Below are 20223 nucleotides of genomic sequence, written 5' to 3'. Positions count from 1 at the left end.
GACCCAGCACTCGCGTAGCTTTCATTCCCACACAAATAGCTGTCGACAACCGAGCGCTTGAAACGCGGACTGTGCTTGGACATGCAAAACCCCCGAAGGTTGTGTCCAACTTTCGGGGGTCAGTTCAGAGCGGACGGGCCTTCATCTCAAGCGCTGATTACAGAAATCCGATCAGGATCTTGAAATCCAACACTCATTGCTGGTCACTGTTGCTTGCCACCGGCGCTACCAGCGAGGTGATGCGGCGGATGGCGACACGCCGGTTCTCGCGGTTCGGACCAGGCGTGTTCACCTTGAGATATTCCTCGCCATAGCCCTGCGTGGTGAGGTTCTCGGCCGGGATGCCAAAGGCATTGGTCAGTGCCTCGGCAACCGCTTCGGCGCGGCGGTCCGACAGGGCGAGGTTGGCCTCCGGCGTGCCCACGGCGTCGGTGTGGCCTTCGATCAGGAAGGTCTCGGCCGGATTTTTCTTCAGCAGTTTTTCCATGGCGCTGGCGACGCCTTCGAGCTTCTGCACCTCGGTGTCGGAGATCGTGGCCGAGCCGAAGTCGAAGTTTAGTGTGTCGAGGTCGATACGCCGGGCGATGTCGCGCACGCGGGCCGACCGCTTGACCTCGTCGATCGAGTAGAGACGCTGCACCCTCTCCACCGGCGGCTGCTCGAGGAAGGTGTAGTAGTCGTCATCGCTCTGAACATCCTCGGAATCGAGAATATAGTCCCGGCGCGGGATGTCGAGCCGCATCGGCGGCAGCTCGTCGCCGGGATCGCGCCACTCATCGACATCGTTGTAGTAGCGCTCGTCGACATAGGTCAGCACATATTCGCGGCCATCCGGTGTAATGCGCGATCGCCGGATGACGTCGCCATTACGGTTGCGGATGGTGATGATCCTGACGCCGTTGTCGCGCTCCACGATTTCGCGGGTGCGGCCACCCGACAGATCCTCGTAGTAGACGTCCCTGGCGCCGCGGGTGATGCGAGGCGCCTCGTTGCTTTCCACGAAGGTCTGGTTGTTGAACTGGAGGATGACGCGGTCGCCGAACTGTTTCACGACATCCGCGCCCTGCGGCCGCCGACGCTCGCGCACGACCTGGTCGGGCGTAAGCTCGATGCGCTTGCCCTTCTCCTGGTCCACCGGGACGATCTTCTCGGGCTTGATGGCCTGCTGCGCCGACTTGTCGTCGGTGGGCGGCGGACCCTGATCGACCGGAGCCGGCTTCTGCGCCTGCTCACCACCCTGCTGCTGTCCGGCCTGATTGGCGTTCTGGCCATTTTCGGTTTGAGCGCCACCTGCCTGGCCACCGCTGTTCTGGCCGTTATCGTTGCGGCCCTTGTGCTTGCGCATGACGTCCTTCTGGCTGTCCAGGATAGGCGCCTCGTTCGGGTTCGCGGGCGCTTCGCCTTGCGCGGCGTTGCCGCCGTTAGCGGGCTGATTGTTGTTGGCCGGCTGTTGGCCTGTCGCCGGCTGCTCTCCAGTCGTGGGTTGTTCGGTCACTGGCTTCTTGCCGAACTGCTTGCCACCCTGGGTTTGCTCACCGGTGGTTGGCTGCTCGCCCGTCGCCGGTTGCTGCCCGGTAGCAGGCTGCTCGCCTAGCTTCTTGCCGCGTTTCTTCTTGTCCTGGGTCTCTGCGCCCTGGGCCGGCTGCTCGCCGGTCTGCAACGGTTCGGCCTGCGGCACAGGTTCACCTGCCGGCGCCGGCTTTTTGGCAGGCTCATTGGTCTGCGTCTGCTCGGCCGGCGCGGTCTCGCCCTGCTGGTTCTGCTTGTGCTTCTTCTTGAACTGGTTGCCGCCTTGCTGATTGTCGTTGGCAGGGGCGGTCTGGTCGGTCGGCGCGACCTGCTCGCCGGCCTGGCCGGCGGGCTCGCTCTGCTGCTGATCGTGCTTGCGCTTCTTCTTACCCTGGTTGCCTTGCAGCTGGTCGCCGGCGGCAGGCGCGACCTGTTCCGTGGGCTGCTGGTCAGCTGGCGCCGCTTCGATCTGCTGCTGGTTGCGCTTCTTCTTGCGCGGCTGCTGCTCGTCGGTCGCGGGTTGGCCGCCCTGGTCGGCCGGCGCGGCCTCGATCTGCTGCTGCTGGTCGCGCTTCTTGCGCGGCTTTAACTGCTGCTCGTCGGTCACGGGCTGGCCGCCTTGATCGGCGGGCGCCGCCTCGATCTGCTGCTGCTGATCGCGTTTCTTGCGCGGCTTGAATTGCTGCTCGGCGGGAGCAGCCTCGCCGGATTGGCCATTATCAATCTGCTGCTGCTCTTGCCGCTTCTTGCGCGGCTTCTGCTCGGTCTCGGCAGGGGCGGCTTGTTCGGTTGCCGGCGCCGATTCGCTTTGCTGCTGCTCGCGCTTCTTCTTCTTCGGCTGTTCGGCTCCGCCCTGCGCGCATTCCTCGGCCGACTGGCCTTCGGCGCAAGCGGCTTGAGCCAGCACGAGCGGCGCACCATGCAGGCTGCCGGAAGCGACACCCCCCTGCAGCGGGTACGCGCCCAACGGCGCGGATGCCATAAGCAGGCCGATTGCCGTGCCCGCCAGAATCCGTGGTTGGCGTTTCATATCATTTTCTCCTAATGGGGTCCCATCCCTGCCCAAACTTTCATCGACCGCAATTGGTTCCTTCAGGCATTGGCGCCAGCCAAGGACGCCTGGCCGGCCTTTTGAAGGCAATTTCGTGTTTTTCTAATGTTGATAGTGAGTCTGCGTGACAGCAGCGCTTGACCGGAAGGTCGCGGAGGGCCAAATCCACCGAAATGACCGCGCCATTCTGGAAAACTAAGACACTTGAGGCGATGACCCCGGCCGAGTGGGAATCACTTTGCGACGGCTGCGGCAAATGCTGCCTGTCGAAGCTCGAGGACGAGGATACGGGCGAGATTTTCTGGACAAGCGTTGGCTGCCGGCTGTTCGACGCCGAAAGCTGCCGCTGCTCCGACTATGCAAACCGCCTGACGCGGGTGCCCGACTGCGTCGGGCTGACGCCGCAGAATGTGCGCACCATCACCTGGCTGCCAAAGACCTGCGCCTACCGGCTGATCGCCGAGGGCCATGACCTCTACTGGTGGCACAGGCTTGTTTCGGGAAGTGCTGCGACCGTGCATGAAGCCGGTATTTCGATCCAGGGCCGGGTGAAGGCCAAGGAGACCGATCTGGCCGAGCCGGACGACTACTTTGATTACATATTGGATGACGAACCCTGAACGGGCGCCTTTTGACGAGGGATGACGAACCCTGACGGGGGCGCTTTTTGACGGGGAACGACGAACCCTGCGGGTTCGCGTTTGGAACCCTAAGGGGTTAGCGTTTTTGGTCACGAGCGACGAACCCTACGGGTTCGCGTTTACATGAACCGGACATGAATGGGCGGTTCGCGGAAAGTTCAGACACAAAAAGGCATTTTCCAATCATCGGTTCTAGGGCGAAAGCCCGCAACAAGGAGAGAAGACCATGTTCAACACCATCAAGACTGCCGCCCTTTCGGCGCTTGTCGGGCTCGGCACGCTTGCCGCGATTCCGGCGCATGCGGACAGCCTTTATCTCGGTTTCGGTAACAACCAGGATCCGCGCTTCGGCGTCTATACGGGCGACGATGACGGCTACTACCGCCGCGACTGGCGCCGTGACCGCGATTGGCGCGGCTGCTCGCCGGATCGCGCCCTCGACAAGGCCGAACGCATGGGCCTGCACCGCGCCCGCATCGTCGATATCAGCCGCCGCACGGTGAAGGTCGTCGGCCGCCAGTATGGCGACCGCGTGGTGGTTGTGTTCGCCAACGAGCGTGGCTGCCCGATCATCTATCGCTGAGGCTGAAAGGACGATCCTCTGCGAGGATCGGCTGTTAGGATATGATCTTCTGCGAAGATCAATCTTAAGTAGCGGAGCCCCTCGAGGTGAGGCGCGGCTCGAAAAAAGCCCCGGAGGACCGATCCTCCGGGGTTTTTTGCGTGTCGGTGGCGCCTGCGGCGCGCCGGCCGATCGTTACTTCAGCTCGAAGGTGACCGTGACCTGGACGTTGTAGGAATTTTCGCCAGCCTGCACCGGGACGGCCGAACGGGCCGCATCGAATGATTTGGCCGCCATCGGCATCGGCGCCGGCGCGATATTCTGGTCGGTGATCTCGAGCACCTTGCCCAGGCTGACGCCGGCGGCTTCGGCAAGCGTCTTGGCCTTCGCCATCGCGTCGGCGACAGCCTTCTTGCGCGCCTCGGTGATCGTCGCCTTCGGATCGTCATTGGTGAAGGCGATGCCGCCGCCCTGGTTGACGCCGAGCGATACCGCCTTGTCGAGGATCTCGCCGGTCTTGTCGACGTCGCGCACGCGCACCGACAGCGTGTTGGTCACCTGATAGGCGACGAGCTCGGCTTCCTGGCTGCCGTCGGCCTTGTTGGTGTAGTTGTAGCGCGGGTTGATCTGTATGCCCGCCGTCTGCAGGTCGCGATCGGCAATGCCGGCGGATTTCATCGCCGCAATCACCGCCGCCATGGCGTCGTTATTGGCATCGAGCGCCTCGCGCGCGCTTTTTGCCTCGCGCATGACGCTGAGCGAGAGGATCGCCATGTCCGGTGCCACCGTCGCTTCGCCTTCGCCGGATACGATGATGCGGGGAGGCGGCTGCGTGTCGGCGGCGCTTGCCAGCGCCGGGAACGCGACCGCGGCAGCCAGCGCGATAGGCAAAAGATGTCTGGTCATGAAAACTCCTCGATGTCTGCGGTCCGCAGCCCGGTGCCGCGCTTGCATCGACCCTGCAAAAGGCATCGATACCCTGCAATGCGGCGCATGAGCCGGGGCCTGTTCACGCGCCTTATGGGCGCAAGCCGCTCTACGCAGCGAATATGGGCTGATTTTGGCGGCCGGCGCCATCGCTTTCGAAGGTAATGTGCTGAGAGTTCTGCGGAACCGATGGCGAGGGCAATATAGACCAGTGTCAATCGCTTCTGATGGATCAGGCCCTTGGACCGCTCGATGCGCCCTGCTGTCCAAGAGGCGAACAAGGGACGGGCGAATCAGTTTCAAGCCAAGAGGATTCCGCCTTGCGGGCCTGGTATTTGTCTGACATAATTTCACATCTCCTAATGTTGTAGCGGGTAATTGGGGTTTAGAGATGGCGAAGGAATCTTCGAGTGCCGCTTCTTCGACAAATAAAGCGGATGCAAATCTGATAGGTAATTCAGAAGGAAATGGGCTGAACTTCATGGCCTCCCAGGCTCGCGAGGGCGGGCCAGGCGGTGACGCTCCAGGTGTCGACAAGATACGCGATCTTTTGTTCGGCAATCAGATGCAGGACTATGATCGCCGCTTCTCCAAACTTGAGGAACGGTTCCTGCAGCGATTCAAGGATGTCGAATCCGAAACCAAGCGCAATCTTGAAACCTACGAGTCGAATGCCAAGAAGCAAGTTGACTCGCTGGCCACGCAGTTGCGCAACGAAAAGGACGCGCGCGCCGAGGCCGACAAGGAGATGGACCGCAATCTTCGCGATCAAAACCAGGCGCTCGAAAAGCAGGTGCGCGCCTTGTCGGATCAATTGAGCGAGCTCGAGCGCGAATTCGCGGATCGCATGAGCAGAAGCGACCATTTGCTGCGCGAGGAAATCAAGCAGAAGAACGAGAGCGCTCAAATGCTGATGGAGAAGATCTTTTCCGATCTCAGCAACGTCAAGACCGACCGGAACCTTCTGGCCGGCCTGTTCGTCGAGGTCGCGAAATGTCTCAACCAGGATCCTGTCGGCAGCAAGGGCAATTCGGAGCGTGGCTGGAAAGTGAGTTGATCGGAACTTGACGTCGAGCGTCGAACCAATCAGCCTATCTCAAAGACAAGCTTCGAACGATACCGGTATTGATCGCGAGGCTTTGGCCCGCCTTTTGGTGGAAATTGCCCGGAACGTCGATCCGGACAACCATGCCCTTTACGAAGGCGTTCCAGCCGCCGACCATCGGCTGGAAAGGCTCCGCCAACTGCTCGTCGGCGGCGAGATCTCGGAGCTGTCACGCGTTACGCACCTGCTCGACGAACCCGAGCAGCTTGCCACCGCGGTGGGCAACGTTCTGCCCGAGGCAACCGCGCGCGCGTCGCATACGCAACTCGGCGAGGCCCTTGCCCCGGCGGTCGAGAGGGCCGCGCAGCGGTCCATCCAAAAGAACCCGAACACGCTGACGGATATATTGTATCCGGTGTTTCTGCCGGCCATTCGCAAGTCGATTGGCGAAAAGATCGACCAGACCTTCCAGTCATTGAATGAGTCTCTAAGGCATATATTCACATGGCATGGGTTGAAGTGGAGGTTTGAAGCCTGGCGAACGGGGACAAGCTTCTCGGCAGTTGTTCTCAAGCATTCTCTTATCTATCGCGTGGAACATGTCTTTCTCATCAGTCGCGCTTCCGGGCTCCTGATTGCGCATGTAACTTCCCAAGACGCAACCAGCGAAGATCCTCAACTGATTTCCTCGATGCTGAGCGCCATCCAGGATTTTGTGAAGGACTCTTTCAAAGAGAAGGAAAATAGCGGCCTCGACACCATCCGGTTCGGGGAACTTCGCCTCTGGTCGGAAGTCGGACAGTTTGCGACCCTGGTTGCGGTAATCCGGGGAAATCCTCCGGAGGAACTGCATGAAGTCATCCGCGACGTACTGCTTCGCATCCATCAAGAATCCTCGCGGGCCCTGGAGCGGTTCGACGGCGACAGTTCCCAGTTGCCCGGCGTGGAGACGCAGTTGCAGACCTGCGTCGAGCTGCAGCACATGGATTCGAAAGAGGGATTTCCGTGGCTGGTGGTGACGGCGGTCCTGCTGGCTTTGATCGTGGCGGGCGGCTGGTACTTTCTATCCTGGCAATCCGCACACCGCTGGCAGACCTACCTGTCGCGGCTGGCAGCCCAGCCGGGCATCGTCGTTTCGGACCAAAAAATCCGTGGCGGCGACTTCTATGTCGCCGGCCTGAGAGACCCGCTCGCCGCGGATCCGCAGTCGCTGCTGCCGGGAACGGACGTCGATCCCGCCCGCGTTCATTCAAACTGGCAGTTCTATCAGAGCTTCGAGCCACAGTTCGTGCTGAAGCGGCTGTCGGCGTCGTTGGCGCCTCCGGATTCGGTACGACTCTCGGTCGTCGATGGTCGCATCGTCGCCGAGGGTGAGGCGACAACCACGTGGATCAACCGGGCACGGGCCGCTGCCCAGCAGCTTTCGGCAGGCGGCCCGGTCTTCGACATCTCCCGGGTCCGCGATGTGAGCGCCGAGGACCGCTGGCAGGCCTATGTGTCGCGACTGCAGACCCAGCCTGGCATCATCGTCGCCGATCAGAATGTGCGCGACGGCCAATTCTATATTACCGGTCTGAGAGACCCGCTTGCCGCCGACCCGCAGTCGCTGTTGGCCGAAACGCAGGTCGATCCCGCACGTGTGCATGCAAGCTGGCAATTCTACCAGAGCCTTGAGCCGCAGTTCGTGCTGAAGCGGCTGACGGCGTCGCTCACGCCACCGGATTCGGTGCGGCTTTCAGTCGTCAATGATCGCATCGTTGCCGCAGGCGAGGCTACCACCGCGTGGATCAACCGGGCGCGGGCGGCTGCCCAGCAGCTTTCAGCCGGCGGCCCGGTTTTCGACATCTCCGGGGTCCGTGATGTCAGCCCCGAGGAGCGTTGGCAGGCCTACGTGTCGCGACTGGAGACGCAGCCGGGCATCATCGTCGCCCAGCAGAATGTGCGCGATGGCCAATTCTATATTACCGGCCTGAGAGACCCGCTTGCCGTCGACCCGCAGTCGCTGCTGTCCGGAACGCAGGTCGATCCCGCGCGCGTTCATGCAAGCTGGCAATTCTATCAGAGCCTCGAGCCGGCGTTCGTGTTGAAGCGGCTGACGGCGTCACTGTATCCGATGGATAAAGTGCGACTTTCGATCGTCAATGGCCGCATCGTCGCCGAAGGTGAGGCTCCCGACACCTGGATAGATCGGGCGCGCGCAGCGGCAAGACAGCTTTCTGAAGGCGGGCCGGAGTTCGACATCTCCAAGGTTCGTGATGTGAGCCCCGATGCACGCGCGGCGGAGCATTGGCAGTATTATGTGTCGCGACTTGAGGCCCAACCGGGAATCATCGTCGCTCAGCAATCGGCGAGGGGCGGACAGTTCTACATTTCCGGTCTGAGGGATCCTCTTGCCGCCGACCCGCAAGCTCTGCTGTCCGGAACACAGGTCGATCCTGCCCGCGTTCATTCACAGTGGCAATTCTATCAGAGCCTTGATCCGAAGTTCGTGGTGAAGCGGCTGACGGCGTCGCTGTCCCCGCCGAAATCGGTTCGGCTTTCGATCGTCCAGGGTCGCATCGTCATCGTGGGCGAGGCACCTGCCGGCTGGATCAGCCGGGCGCAGGCCGCCGCCGACCAACTTTCGGCGGACGGAGTGGTTCTGGATGTCTCGCAGCTGAGCGAGCTGAACCTTGCAGAGCTTAATCAGTTGAGAGAGGCCATCCAGACGACCGATATTTACTTCTCTTCCGGTCGAGTTGTTCCGGGACCGGAGCAGACGCCGGTGCTCGACAGATTGGCTGATCAGTTGAAGGAATTCGCCGAAAATGCCCGCAAGGCAGGCGTGACAGCGCGGTTCATGCTGACCGGCCATTCGGACATAACGGGCCGTGAGACGGCCAACGCGTCGATCAGCGCCGCCCGCGCCGAGACAGTTCGCGCGCTTCTCAACAAGCGCGGCGTCGCTCCGGAACTGCTGCAGGTTCGGGGCGCCGGCACCTTCGAGCCGGCGGTGCCCGAAAATGAAAATAGCCCAACTGGGAACTCCACCAATCGCCGGGTTTCGGTTACGGTGAACCTGGAGTAGCGCGGAGCCCAGGATGCTGCAAAAAAAGATCTGCATGTTGGGCGGGTTCGCCGTCGGCAAGACGAGCCTGGTGCGCAGGTTTGTCCAAAGCATCTTCTCGGAAAACTACCTGACCACGGTCGGCGTCAAGATCGACAAGAAAAGCGTCGTGTTTCCGGACAAGACCGTGGACCTGATCTTGTGGGATCTGGCCGGCGAAGACGATATCGGCTCGTTCCGCGTCAGCTATGTGCGAGGCGCGACCGGGCTCGTGCTCGTCGTCGATGGAACCCGGCCAGCCACTCTTGCCGTGGCGCTCACGCTGCGCGAACGATGCGAGGCCGAATTCGGCGCCATGCCCTTCATACTGCTGTTCAACAAATCCGATCTGACCGATCGGTGGGCAATATCGGATGGTGAGATCGACGAACTCAAGCAACGTGGATGGCAGATCTATCTGACGAGCGCGCTTTCGGGCGAACATGTCGACGATGCGTTTCGTCAGCTTGCTTCGATGGTCGCCAAGTAGACCATGTCCAGTTTGCCGAAAGAAGTCAGAGGCTGGATATACGACTTCTTCTCGAATGAGCGCTTCGCAGCGTATCTGAAGATCGACACCCGGCAATGCATAGAAGCCAAGGGCGGCAATCTCGATTTTTACGGGCTCTCGTCGCTTCGCATCGGCGAGCCCGTTGCCGAGCAGCTTGAATTCATGGAAGGGCTGCTGCCTTGTCCCGAGCTTCCATTTCATATGCCGATGATGGAACTGCCCGGCGGGCATGTCGCGGACCTTCACTTCTTTGGCGATGGCGACTCGGTGTGGCTGGTCTTTCTCGACGCCACGCCCGAACGCGACCATCAGCAGCGGCTTCAGCAGAAGGCATATGAAATGACGCTCCTGCAGGAGAGGGAGCGTCAACTCAATGCGAAGCTGCAATCGACGAACGAGGCATTGAGGGAGAGCCAGGAGGGTTTGTCGCGCGAGTACCGGCGCGCCGAATCCCTGCTCCTCAACATTCTTCCGGCCTCAATCGCGGAGCGGCTGAAGGCGGACGAGCAAATTGCGGACAGCCACGCCGAGGTCAGTGTGCTTTTTGCCGACATCGTCGGTTTTACGGAAAGAGCGCGGAATGTCGGAGCCACGACGACGCTCGCTATCTTGAATTACTTCTTCAGGGCGGCGGATCTGCTCTCGGAACAACACGGCTGCGAAAAGATCAAGACCATCGGCGATTGCGTCATGGCGGTCGCTGGCCTGCCCGTCGCGCGATCCGATCATGCGCAAGCCCTTGCGCATTATGCGCTTGAGCTGCGGGAGGCGGCCAGGCGCGAGCGCTTCGCAGGAGAACCGCTAAGCCTTAGAATTGGAATTCACTCGGGGCCAATCGTCGCTGGCGTCATCGGCAAAAGGCGGTTTGTCTATGACCTGTGGGGCGACACCGTCAATCTCGCCGCGCGCATTCAAAAGGCCGCGGAGCCCGATGAAATCCGTATTTCGGATGCAACCCACGAATTGCTCGGACCGGATTTTGCCTGCGACCCGCTCGGAGAAACGGAATTGCGTGGCACGGGTCGTGTGCGAATGTGGCGGCTCCGCGGCTGATTTGCCGTGCCTCGAGGGCGCAATCCAAATCGCTTCTATCCCCGCATAATGCGATAGACGGTAGCATCACCTTCCACGCCTCGAAGAGGCGCGTCAAAGGCCACGACATGATGGCCGGCGAGCATGTCGCTGACCCCGGGCGCGGAATGGAGCGCCTCGGAAATGCAGACCTGTCCGGCTTCCGCCAAGGACTGCACGCGCGCGGCCACATTCACGGTCTGGCCGAAATAGTCGAGGTTGTCGTTGAGCGTCACGGCGATCGACGGTCCACAGTGGGCACCGATCTTGAGGATGATCCCCGGCCCGTCATGGTCGCTGTTGAAACGATCGATTTCTTCAAAGATGTGGAGTGCAGCCGAAATCGCATCCGACGGCTGCGAAAACGCAGCCATCACCGCATCCCCAATCGTCTTGACCACCGCTCCGGAATGTTGCTGAACCGCCGCGTTGACCAGAGCAAAATGCTCGCGGACCAATGCATAGGCGTTGAGGTCACCCAGGCGCTCATACATGGCGGTCGAACCCTTGAGGTCGGTGAACAGGAAGGTGACCTGCCGGATGCCGAGCCCTTCCTTCTCGTCGACACGTTCGGATCGGAAGAGCTGGCGGAAGGTTTGCCGCGCTAGCAGCGCTCCGCCGGAGACATAAGGGTCGAAATCGAGCGCCGGCTTGGTGGTCAGCGCGACAAGCTCGGGCGGCCAGTTGATGGCAAGCAATGAACCTCGCACCGGCCCCCTGTTCGCCACCTCAATGACAATCGGACCAGGCGGCACGGCGGGCAACGCCGGCAAGAAGCGTTTGCCGTCATAGTCGATCTTCAGAAGCGTCGGCGCCGACACCGGATCGCCTGATATAGGCACAGTGAATGCGGCCTGCGTCTGCACGTTGACGCCCGCAAGGGCGCCCGGTCCCAGGTCGGCGCGGAGCACTGTGGTGGTCCCGGGCGGCAGAAACGTCATGCCCCGAACGAAACCGCGCAGAACCTCAACAAAGCGAACGTCTTGCCCGGGTAATCGCCCGTCATGTCCGAAGTGCAGCTTCCAGTGAAAATCCTCGACAGGCAGCGTCTCGGGATCATGGTGCGGCAGGCGCCGCAGCTTCGGCGATATCGAGAAGGTGACCTCGATGAAGTCATCGAGGTCGGTGTCGCCTGATACGTCGCACAGGCCACAGACGTAGTGGGTCTTCAGCGTGCGCAGGGCGCCGAAACTGTCGAGCACCATCCCGGACTGGGGACAGAGCACATCCCAGCTCATGTCGAACAAGCCGCAGCGGGCGGCGTGAAGGAAGAGGTCGATTGCTTCAGGCTCGGCGATTGCGCGGTCGCGAGCAAAGGCCAGCGGATTGACACGATAGAGCGAGTGGTCGTCGGCGCTCCTGATCAGCGTCTCGAATTTCGAGATGACGCGCGGGCTCCAGGCGCGCGCCTGCTCCACCTTGGTCATCTTGCTTTCGAGAAGACGATCGTCGACTACCGTCACGCCCGATCCTCAGCCTTGCCTCGCGACAGCCTACTAAAAAACCAGCGCGATGCGAATGGGTTGACTTCCTTGGTTGTACGACAGTCGGCCTGGATCAGCATGACGTTTCGTCGAACCGCCAGCCTGATCTATCTCCTGGTGGAGCTTTCCTACTCCGTCGTGCTGGCTTTTTTCCTGCGCCGGTTGGTGTGCGACTGCGCGACGGCGAGTTTCAACTCGGGTGTAATCTCGACAGGCGCATTCTCTGCCCCATGCGGGCTCTGCAGCCCCTCGACGTGAACGGTCGGGAATGGCAGTTCGATGCCCTGCTCCTTGAAGGCCTGGCGGAGGCGTAAAAAGAATCTGCCTTTCATGGCGAAGGCACCTCCCGGTCTGGTTGTGACCTTGACCCTCAAGACGATGCCATACTCACCGAACTCCTGCACGCCCTGCATCTTGATCGGTTCGATCACCCAGTTTTTGAATTCGGGATCTTCCGCCAGCTCCAGGCCTATCCGCTTGATCAGCTTACGGGCGAACTCGATGTCGGTGTCATAGCCGACTGTGATGTTGAATTTGTCGGTAACCCAGTCACGGCTCTGGTTCTGGACTGCCCCGAGTTCACCGAACGGTATTGTGAACAGCGGGCCACGATGGTGGCGCAGCTTCACCGAGCGCAGCGAAAAGCTCTCCACCGTACCCCTGTAGCTGCCCGATGTAATGTATTCGCCGACACGAAATGCATCGTCGAGCAGATAGAACACGCCTGAGATCACGTCCTTGACCAGGGTTTGCGCGCCAAAACCCACGGCGACGCCAACGACGCCGGCGCCGGCGATCAGCGGGCCGATCTGGATACCGACCGATGCGAGCATCATCAGCACCGCCATGACGACGATCACTGCCAGCAGAATGTTCTGGATGATCGGCAAGAGCGTGCGCAGCCGCGCCTGCTGCGGATCGACGATCGGGATCTCCTCGTCACTGATCACCGCGTGCCGCGTGTCGATGCCCAGCTTTCTCTCGATCAAGGCTTTGATGATCGACCAGCCGAAATCGGCGGCAAGGGCAATGACCACGACATTGATCAAGCCGCGTAATATGAGCGTGGTCGTCGTGTTGCTGTCCTGCATCGACTGCATGTCCAGACCCCAGGCACGCGCAAGAAGGTAAGCCGCCGCCAGGATCAAGATCATCCGGACTGCGCGATCGATGACAGCGATCGTCACCGCCGGGATCGTAGGCCGGCCAGCCTCTTCCGAACCCGGCCGCAGGACGAAATTGACCCCGCGCTGCGTCAGCACGATTGCCAAAGGCAGGAAGAATGCGGCGAAGGTAAACCAGAACAATATGGGAACGCCCGCGATGCGCAGCAGGAACAGGCCGACGAAGTAAGCAGTCAAAAACCATGTCGCTGCCGTGTGACCGTGCCCATCGTCCCGCAGTGTTCTTGGCCGGCGCCAAACGGCAAGCAGAAAGAGCAGCAGCAGCACGAAATCGGCACCTACCGACAGCACCAGCATTCCGTCCTGATCAATGCCGAGACCCGGCAGGAGGATGAACGCGGCGGCGAAGAAGGCGAAGACGCCGAAGATCCTGGGTACCCAATAGAACCAATGGTCGGCCGTTTCGTTGGTGACCGGCAAAGCACGAACCTCGACGGCGTTCTCGACCTGCATGAAGGAGGGGACGAGCAGGGCTGCGAGGTACATGCGCACAGCCGCTGTGGCGACCGCAGCCATCAGAAAGGTCAGCACGATCTCGCGGATAAGCATTGGCCAGTCGAACAAGATGAACGCGCCGGCGCTGCCCAGCGCGAACGAGACGATCAGCAGGCTGGAATAAAGCGTGCGGCCGCCAATCTTCCTGGCCCGCCCAATGGGCGTATCTTTCGATTGTGCGATGATCCAAAGACGAAACGGACGGGTGAGCTTGTACGTTGCCCAAGTGAGCGCCAGGCCGGCAGCGATAAAAATCGCGACCAGAAAAAGCACGCCGGCGGGCCTCTTGCCGGACATATCCTCCATGGTCTCGGTCCGAATGCGCGCGAACTGGCCTGGCAGTGAGGGCAAGGTCCGCACGATTCTTTCGATATGATGCTTGATCCGATCGAGCATCGAGGATGCCATCGTATTCATCCGGCCCGGCGCGGCCGCGGCGTCGGACGATGCGCCGGACGGCGAAGCTCCTGCCGCTGCGGGCTCTCCCGTTGATCCGGCATCCTGCTTTCGTTGCTCGGCCACCCATGCCTTCACCGACGGATCGTCGAGAAGCTCGAACAGCTGTTTGACCTTTTCAGGCGGGACGGTCGCCGTCGCTTGCGCTTGTGCCGGACCAGCCAACAACAAGGCGATGCCAAAGACGAGGGGCCCGGCAATCAGGACAAACATCGCGGTCAGATCTCCGAGACGTCGTGCCGGGCGTGCCGGATTCCTGGCTCTCAATCGTCGATTCATGAGTGGCATCGTGCTGCAACCTTCCGGTCAAATCGGTAAGCAAGGACATCTACGTCCATCGTTGCCCTACCTTGAAGAAACCGACATTGCGGTGCAAGACGTCGCAGTCCCAGAGCGCGCGATCGAAGCGCCTCTCAAAGTTTTCCGCCCTCTTGGATGTGATCCACCATGTTCATTAAGGGACGAGGTCCGCTCCCACTCAATTTACGTGGACGACGACGTAGCGTCCGCTGTAGGCCTGATAATATGTGCCGCCGCAGTGCCAAAGCACGGTGCCGTTGATCGAGGTTTTCACACATGCCGCCGGGAGCCTGGCCACGTAGATGGTCGAGCGGCGGATCGTTCGACGCGTGGTGCGCCTCGCGACACCTGCGACGCTGCCAGGCGTGAGCGGACGGCCGACTCTCGCCTGCGCGTCGCTGACAAAGGGGCCGAACGGGCCAACCGTGTCCACCAGCCCAGCAAACATCAGGGCGGCCACGATTCCGGCAGCGCCGGTCAATCTCGAGCTAGGTCTCATCATTCTTGATCCTCCCAAGAGCTCACCGCTCCGTGCGTTTTTGTTTCCGGCCTACGCAGCCTCCGCTGCCGACCCTACGGCCAGTATTTTAGAATATACTAATTCTCTATTTCTGCTTCTATCCGGATTGCGCAAATTCCATCGAACCGCTTGCATGGGGACCAGCATTTCTCGGCGCAGGTTGCGCCCAGTCACGATCTTCCGGCGCGCTGCAGTGTTTCGTAGGGAGATTCACCGAAGAAGAGTCGATAATTCGCGGCGAAGCGGCCCAGATGGGTGATCCCCACATCCATAGCGACCGCGGTAACGCTCAAGCCGTCAGCACGTGCCGTGGTAAGGAGCCGTCTGGCTTCGTTGAGGCGGAGCGCTCTGATGAATTCGAGCGGGGTCACAGCGAACGTAGTGCGGAAGGCGTACTCCAGCTGTCGACGGCTGACGCCGATTTCCTTGCACAGTCGAACGATGCGTATGTCTTCCTGGATATGAGTGCGAATGAAATCCTCGGCCGCCGACGCTTGTCTCAAATGACGACTCGTGGAACCGGTTGTCCCGGTCTCACGATTGTCTGCGCCCGCGAAGGCGTCAGCCACCATCCCTAGATATTCCACGAACGCACCTGGAAGCTGCTCCGGCAGAACGGAGTCACTTGCAATTGCCCCGAGGTGGTCCGCCATCGACTTCATCAGGCGTCGGATTCTTTGCGCTTCGTGGGCGGGGAGCCGTACTGCCGAGGGGCGATCGCTGATCTGTTCGAGGACCGTTCCCGCGGCAACCGACTGGATTTCCATCCAGGTTGCGGTCGGAACAATGGCGACAACGTAAGTGAGGCCAGGCCGGACCGTTGCAGTCACGGTCGTGCCGGCAGGGATCGCGAGGATCAAGTCGTCTTCAAGCGGGATGCCGCATATTGTCGACCCACAGGCCCGCTCGATGGCCACCAACGCCACGGAGCCTGAATCGAAACCGCCATTGGCGCGGAAGGCGCAATTGAATTCTGGCAGGTCGAGCGCCCACTTGCCGGGAGACTGGATTTGCCGGATGCGGGAGGGAACGTAGCCGGGCGAAAGCCTGTCTATTTTCACCGGCAGACCAGAGGCGGCGCTGGTGAGGTCGTCAGGGCCAAGTTGCACATCCCTGTACGAAGGCGATGATGGCCAGGCAGTCAAGGCACGTCCTTTTGCGCAAACTGGATAGCAGGACGATTGTATTAGATATAGCTTAAGCACAAATTGCGCGAGATCAATTGGCACTTAGGTCGCCGACCAACGGCCTAGTGGGGATAGGCCGTGTGGCCAGTTGACGGAGCGCAAAGCGAGGGTTCATCCAATATGGAAGAGTAGTCTCTGCTTGGGATAGTCGGGCAGCAAAAACGACAAAATGGGGGACGATGATGAAGAAATTTCGTTTGGCCGCCCTGGCAACGGCCGGGGCATTGGTACTTGGTGTGGCCAATGCCTTTGCAGCAGACATCGCCAAGCCACAGGACGACGGTTGGACCTTTACTGTCGCGCCGTATCTGTGGGCATCTGGAATCAAGGGCGAAAGCGGCCTATTTGGATTCCCGCCTCAGGACGTCGATGTGAGCTTCAGCGACGTGCTGCACCACCTCAAATTCGGCTTTATGGGGCTCACGGAAGCTCGCAATGGGCCTTTCACCATCAGCACGGACATTGTGTACGCCAAGCTCGACGCCAACATAGGCACCCCCAGAGGAATCCTCGCCTCCAACATCGATGCGACGGTGAGCACGTTCATGGGCACCGCGCTCGGTGGTTACAGCGTCTACTATCAGGATGGGACGAATTTCGATCTTGTCGCCGGAGCCCGTCTCTGGTCGGTCGACAACAGTTTCGACTTCCACGGCGGTGCGCTGGACGGCCGCTCTGCGAGCGACGGTGATACATGGGTCGATCCGGTGATCGGCGCCAAGTTCAAGGCTGATGTCGGCAATGGATTCTACCTCGCCGGCTGGGGCCTCGTCGGTGGCTTCGGCGCAGGCTCCAAATCGATGTGGGACGTGATGGGCGGCGCCGGGTATCAGTTCAACGACAAGATGTCGATGTTCGTCGGCTATCGGGCCGTACATGACAATTACAGCCACGACGGCTTCGTGAACAAACTCACCCAGCAGGGTCCAATGCTGGGGTTCACCTATCAATTCTCGCCAGCCCATCCAGGATAATAGCGGATTGACATGAAGTGGCGGGTTCCGGGCGGCGCTTGCGACTGCTGAGAATGAGGGTCCGCGCCGTCGACTACCTTTTTGGCCGCACGCGAAACGTTGAAACCGCCCGGCAGGCTCATCCCCCTGGGGGGCGCTCCTATGGCCAGCGATGCTGGTCCGGATGCCAAACTTTGCGCAAAGTGGATAGCGGCGCGGTTGTACTAGGAATAACCTGGAACCCGAATGGCGCGAGATCAAACAGCGCAAGAATATCGCCGACGAACGGCGAGTGGGGATCATGGGCAGGCTGAACCGCTTCAGAGATGTGCGCAGAGGGCATCTGGTGCCCCTGAAGCAATCATCTGTTGTGAAGCCCGCGGCTGCCTGGCGGGAAAGATGATCGGCGCCAAAAGATCGGACGCGAATTGGCTTTGAGTGGAGCGGCGTGAATTAGCAGAGCAGGGGCGCAACATGACCAACGATCGTGACTTCCCGGCTGAAGCCGGCACAACCAGCAAAATTACGCGGCGGGATGCATTGATGGCCGGGACGGCGGCCGCCGTTTCGCGATTGGCCGTACCCGTCGGCCTTTCGGGCGCGCTCGCCGGCCTTGCGGGCGTCCAGACGGCGGCGGCCCAACCCTCGCAGCCGAACATCGTCTTCATCGTTGCGGACGATCAGGGATGGAAAGACGTCGGCTATCACGGCTCGGACATCAAGACGCCCAACATCGACAAGCTTGCCGCGGAGGGGGCGAAGCTCGAAGAATATTACGTGCAGCCGATGTGCACACCAACGCGTTGCGCCCTCATGACCGGCCGCTATCCGCTACGCTATGGCATGCAGGTTGGCGTCGTCCCCGCCGCGGGAACCTACGGCCTTCCGCTCGACGAGACCCTTCTTTCGCAAATCCTCAGAGAAGCTGGCTATCAGACGGCGATGAGCGGCAAATGGCATCTCGGTCACGCCAAGACGGATTACTGGCCGAAACAACGTGGATTTGATTCATTCTATGGGGCGACGGTCGGCGAGATCGACCATTTCAAACATGCGTCGCACGGTATCGCGGACTGGTACAGGAACAACAAGCCGATCAAGGAACCGGGCTTCGACAACACCCTGTTCGGTCGGGAAGCTGTCCGGGTCATCAACGCTCACGATCAGAAGAAGCCGCTCTTTCTCTACCTCGCCTTCACCGCGCCCCACACGCCGTTCCAGGCTCCGAAGGAATATCTCGACCGGTATAAGGACATCGCCGACGAGAACCGCAGAACCTATGCCGCAATGATCTCGGTGATCGATGACGAGATCGGGAATGTCGTGGCCGCCCTCGAGAAGAAGGGGATACGCGAAAATACCCTGATCGTTTTCATGAGCGACAATGGCGGCGTCATCAACTCGATGTTCACGGGCGACTCGAAGGTGAGCGGCAAGCTTCCCGCGGATAATGGCCCCTATCGCGACGGCAAGGGCACTCTCTACGAGGGCGGCACCCGCTCGGTCGCCTTCATGAACTGGCCCGGCAAGATCAAGCCTGGAGTCTTCAATGGCCTCATGCACGTCGTTGACATGTTGCCGACACTGGCCGGGCTGGCCGGCGCCAAGCCTGGCAAGGACAAACCTCTGGACGGCATGGATATGTGGCCGGCAATCAGCGAGGGAAAGCCTTCGCCGCGTACGGAGATCGTCTACAATGTCGATCCGATGACCGGCGCGGTGCGCGAGGGCGAATGGAAACTGGTGTGGGCAGCAGCGTTGCCGCAAAGGATAGAGCTGTTCAATTTGGCGCAGGACAAATCGGAAGCCTCCAATCTGGCTGACAAGTATCCTGATAAAGTCAAGGTGTTGCAGGCAAGGATCACCGAGCTCGCAACCCAGATGAAACCCCCGCTGTTGTTGATGGAAGCCGTGCGGCTGACCTACTTCACGCCGCTGGTGACGCCAAGCCCTGAAGATATGTTGGCCGCGGGAGATTGACTGGCGGATGCGTTCTGCCGTTCCGACGAGGCCGCCCGATGAATGAGGCACGACTTGTCGCAAGGCCGGCGGCCTCGTCGCACGCCGATATGGTCTGGATCCCGGGCGGCCAATTCCTGATGGGCTCGAACAGCCACTATCCGGAAGAGGCGCCGGCGCATCGTGTCGTCGTCGGCGGCTTCTGGATGGATCGCACGACGGTCACGAATGCCGAGTTCAGGCGCTTTGTCGAGGCGACCGGCTATGCCACGCTGGCCGAGCGTCCAGCGAATGCCGCGGACTATCCCGGAGCCAGCGCGGAGGCCTTGGCGCCGGCCTCGGCCCTGTTCGTCAGGCCTCCGCGCGGCATTGATCGCAACAATCATTACAACTGGTGGGCTTACGTGCGTGGCGCCAACTGGCGGCATCCGCGGGGCCCCGCGAGCGGCCTCAAAGGGCTCGAAAACCATCCTGTCGTGCACATCGCCTACGAGGACGCGGAAGCTTATGCGAGTTGGGCAGGAAAGGCGCTGCCGACCGAGGCCGAGTGGGAGTTCGCCGCGCGTGGTGGGCTGGACGGCGCCGACTTCGTATGGGGCGACGAATTGACCCCGAGTGGCCAGCATATGGCCAACACCTATCAGGGCGAGTTTCCCTATCGCAACGACTGTGAGGACGGCTACGAATGGACCGCGCCGGTCGGCTCCTTCCCGGCAAACGGCTATGGACTTTATGACATGGCCGGCAATGTCTGGCAGTGGACTGCCGACTGGTATCAGGAGCACCGCCGGATCGAGAGCCCCTGTTGCACGATGGACAATCCGCGCGGCGGGGAGCGGGAGGCGAGTTACGATCCGCTGACGCCCGACATCAGGATTCCGCGCAAGGTCACCAAAGGCGGGTCCTTCCTGTGCGCCCCCAGCTACTGCCGCCGTTACCGCCCGGCTGCTCGCATGGCGCAGCCCGTGGATACCTCCACCTGCCACCTTGGGTTTCGGTGCATCGCGCGTTCGTCGTGACGAGCACGTGCGGGGAAGACAGGACCTAGCGCTTCGTGCGAATGTAGCTTCATGAAGAGCTTCGGATTCTTGTTGCCGTCCATCTACACCACGAAATGCGGGTCCAGAGTGAACAGCGCTATCTGGCCCTTCGCATCGCGCCGGTCGCATGGGCGACGATGAATTCGCGGACGGTGAGGGGCGATCTGCGGCCTCTTGGGTAATACGAATTGAAAATTGCGCCCTCATGTTTCACAACAGGTCGGTTAACTTCCCCAACCGCCC

At 60.9% G+C, this 20223-nt stretch carries 15 protein-coding genes; 9 read left to right on the top strand and 6 right to left on the bottom strand.

The window, feature by feature from the left end:
* Positions 1-193 precede the first annotated feature (193 nt).
* Positions 194-2539 carry an OmpA family protein gene (locus EN852_RS31240; RefSeq protein WP_127879816.1) on the bottom strand — a complete coding sequence of 782 codons (2346 nt, stop codon included), beginning with the start codon at positions 2537-2539 and terminating at the stop codon, positions 194-196.
* Positions 2540-2733: 194 nt separating this feature from the next.
* Between EN852_RS31240 and EN852_RS31235 the strand changes: the two genes are divergently transcribed.
* Complete coding sequence (locus EN852_RS31235) at positions 2734-3180, top strand: YcgN family cysteine cluster protein (RefSeq protein ID WP_095817408.1); 447 nt, start codon at positions 2734-2736, stop codon at positions 3178-3180.
* 247 nt (positions 3181-3427) lie between these two features.
* Positions 3428-3784: a hypothetical protein gene (locus EN852_RS31230; protein ID WP_042647488.1), complete on the top strand. Its 357-nt coding sequence runs from the start codon at positions 3428-3430 to the stop codon at positions 3782-3784.
* Positions 3785-3958: 174 nt separating this feature from the next.
* On the opposite strand, the gene EN852_RS31225 is transcribed toward EN852_RS31230, so the two are convergent.
* Positions 3959-4669, bottom strand: coding sequence for an SIMPL domain-containing protein (locus tag EN852_RS31225; RefSeq protein ID WP_127879815.1), 711 nt, complete (start codon positions 4667-4669; stop codon positions 3959-3961).
* 412 nt (positions 4670-5081) lie between these two features.
* On the opposite strand from EN852_RS31225, the gene EN852_RS31220 reads away from it, so the two are divergent.
* Genes EN852_RS31220 through EN852_RS31205 form a run of 4 tightly spaced genes read left to right on the top strand, consistent with a single transcriptional unit; the run spans position 5082 to position 10384 of the window.
* A complete protein-coding gene (locus EN852_RS31220) occupies positions 5082-5747 on the top strand; it encodes a hypothetical protein (protein WP_127864636.1) in 666 nt (221 codons plus the stop codon).
* A 7-nt stretch (positions 5748-5754) separates the two neighbouring features.
* Complete coding sequence (locus EN852_RS31215) at positions 5755-8802, top strand: OmpA family protein (protein WP_127879814.1); 3048 nt, start codon at positions 5755-5757, stop codon at positions 8800-8802.
* Positions 8803-8815: 13 nt separating this feature from the next.
* A complete protein-coding gene (locus tag EN852_RS31210; protein WP_127864638.1) occupies positions 8816-9310 on the top strand; it encodes a Rab family GTPase in 495 nt (164 codons plus the stop codon).
* Positions 9311-9313: 3 nt separating this feature from the next.
* Positions 9314-10384 carry an adenylate/guanylate cyclase domain-containing protein gene (locus EN852_RS31205; RefSeq protein ID WP_127879812.1) on the top strand — a complete coding sequence of 357 codons (1071 nt, stop codon included), beginning with the start codon at positions 9314-9316 and terminating at the stop codon, positions 10382-10384.
* Between the two features lie 35 nt (positions 10385-10419).
* Here EN852_RS31205 and EN852_RS31200 read toward each other — a convergent pair whose 3' ends face one another.
* From EN852_RS31200 to EN852_RS31185, 4 genes are all read right to left on the bottom strand, one after another.
* Entirely contained in the window at positions 10420-11865 is a 1446-nt protein-coding gene (locus tag EN852_RS31200) for an adenylate/guanylate cyclase domain-containing protein (RefSeq protein ID WP_127879810.1), read from the bottom strand.
* A 149-nt stretch (positions 11866-12014) separates the two neighbouring features.
* Positions 12015-14234: a mechanosensitive ion channel family protein gene (locus tag EN852_RS31195; protein ID WP_127879808.1), complete on the bottom strand. Its 2220-nt coding sequence runs from the start codon at positions 14232-14234 to the stop codon at positions 12015-12017.
* Positions 14235-14499: 265 nt separating this feature from the next.
* Complete coding sequence (locus EN852_RS31190) at positions 14500-14769, bottom strand: hypothetical protein (protein ID WP_210238272.1); 270 nt, start codon at positions 14767-14769, stop codon at positions 14500-14502.
* A 242-nt stretch (positions 14770-15011) separates the two neighbouring features.
* Positions 15012-15986 (bottom strand): helix-turn-helix domain-containing protein, encoded by a 975-nt coding sequence (locus EN852_RS31185; RefSeq protein ID WP_127879806.1) that lies wholly within the window; start codon positions 15984-15986, stop codon positions 15012-15014.
* 224 nt (positions 15987-16210) lie between these two features.
* Here EN852_RS31185 and EN852_RS31180 point away from each other — a divergent pair, with 224 nt between their 5' ends.
* From EN852_RS31180 to EN852_RS31170, 3 genes are all read left to right on the top strand, one after another.
* Positions 16211-17002 carry a hypothetical protein gene (locus EN852_RS31180; protein ID WP_127879804.1) on the top strand — a complete coding sequence of 264 codons (792 nt, stop codon included), beginning with the start codon at positions 16211-16213 and terminating at the stop codon, positions 17000-17002.
* Between the two features lie 417 nt (positions 17003-17419).
* A complete protein-coding gene (locus EN852_RS31175; RefSeq protein WP_348643497.1) occupies positions 17420-18961 on the top strand; it encodes an arylsulfatase in 1542 nt (513 codons plus the stop codon).
* A 38-nt stretch (positions 18962-18999) separates the two neighbouring features.
* Positions 19000-19959 carry a formylglycine-generating enzyme family protein gene (locus EN852_RS31170; protein WP_127879802.1) on the top strand — a complete coding sequence of 320 codons (960 nt, stop codon included), beginning with the start codon at positions 19000-19002 and terminating at the stop codon, positions 19957-19959.
* Positions 19960-20223: the final 264 nt, after the last annotated feature.

Origin of the sequence: Mesorhizobium sp. M2E.F.Ca.ET.209.01.1.1, from assembly GCF_004010375.2 — a bacterium.
Taxonomy (GTDB): domain Bacteria; phylum Pseudomonadota; class Alphaproteobacteria; order Rhizobiales; family Rhizobiaceae; genus Mesorhizobium.
The sequence above is the reverse complement of the archived record's forward strand: the minus strand, read 5'-3'. Positions and strand labels throughout refer to the sequence as shown.

Bases quoted from the DNA above. Each gene is read 5' to 3' on its own strand.
- EN852_RS31170 (WP_127879802.1), top strand. From the start codon at position 19,000: ATGAATGAGGCACGACTTGTCGCAAGGCCGGCGGCCTCGTCGCACGCC.
- EN852_RS31205 (WP_127879812.1), top strand. From the start codon at position 9,314: ATGTCCAGTTTGCCGAAAGAAGTCAGAGGCTGGATATACGACTTCTTC.
- EN852_RS31190 (WP_210238272.1), bottom strand. From the start codon at position 14,769: ATGTTTGCTGGGCTGGTGGACACGGTTGGCCCGTTCGGCCCCTTTGTC.
- EN852_RS31225 (WP_127879815.1), bottom strand. From the start codon at position 4,669: ATGACCAGACATCTTTTGCCTATCGCGCTGGCTGCCGCGGTCGCGTTC.
- EN852_RS31220 (WP_127864636.1), top strand. From the start codon at position 5,082: ATGGCGAAGGAATCTTCGAGTGCCGCTTCTTCGACAAATAAAGCGGAT.
- EN852_RS31230 (WP_042647488.1), top strand. From the start codon at position 3,428: ATGTTCAACACCATCAAGACTGCCGCCCTTTCGGCGCTTGTCGGGCTC.
- EN852_RS31235 (WP_095817408.1), top strand. From the start codon at position 2,734: ATGACCGCGCCATTCTGGAAAACTAAGACACTTGAGGCGATGACCCCG.
- EN852_RS31180 (WP_127879804.1), top strand. From the start codon at position 16,211: ATGAAGAAATTTCGTTTGGCCGCCCTGGCAACGGCCGGGGCATTGGTA.
- EN852_RS31210 (WP_127864638.1), top strand. From the start codon at position 8,816: ATGCTGCAAAAAAAGATCTGCATGTTGGGCGGGTTCGCCGTCGGCAAG.
- EN852_RS31240 (WP_127879816.1), bottom strand. From the start codon at position 2,539: ATGAAACGCCAACCACGGATTCTGGCGGGCACGGCAATCGGCCTGCTT.
- EN852_RS31195 (WP_127879808.1), bottom strand. From the start codon at position 14,234: ATGTTTGTCCTGATTGCCGGGCCCCTCGTCTTTGGCATCGCCTTGTTG.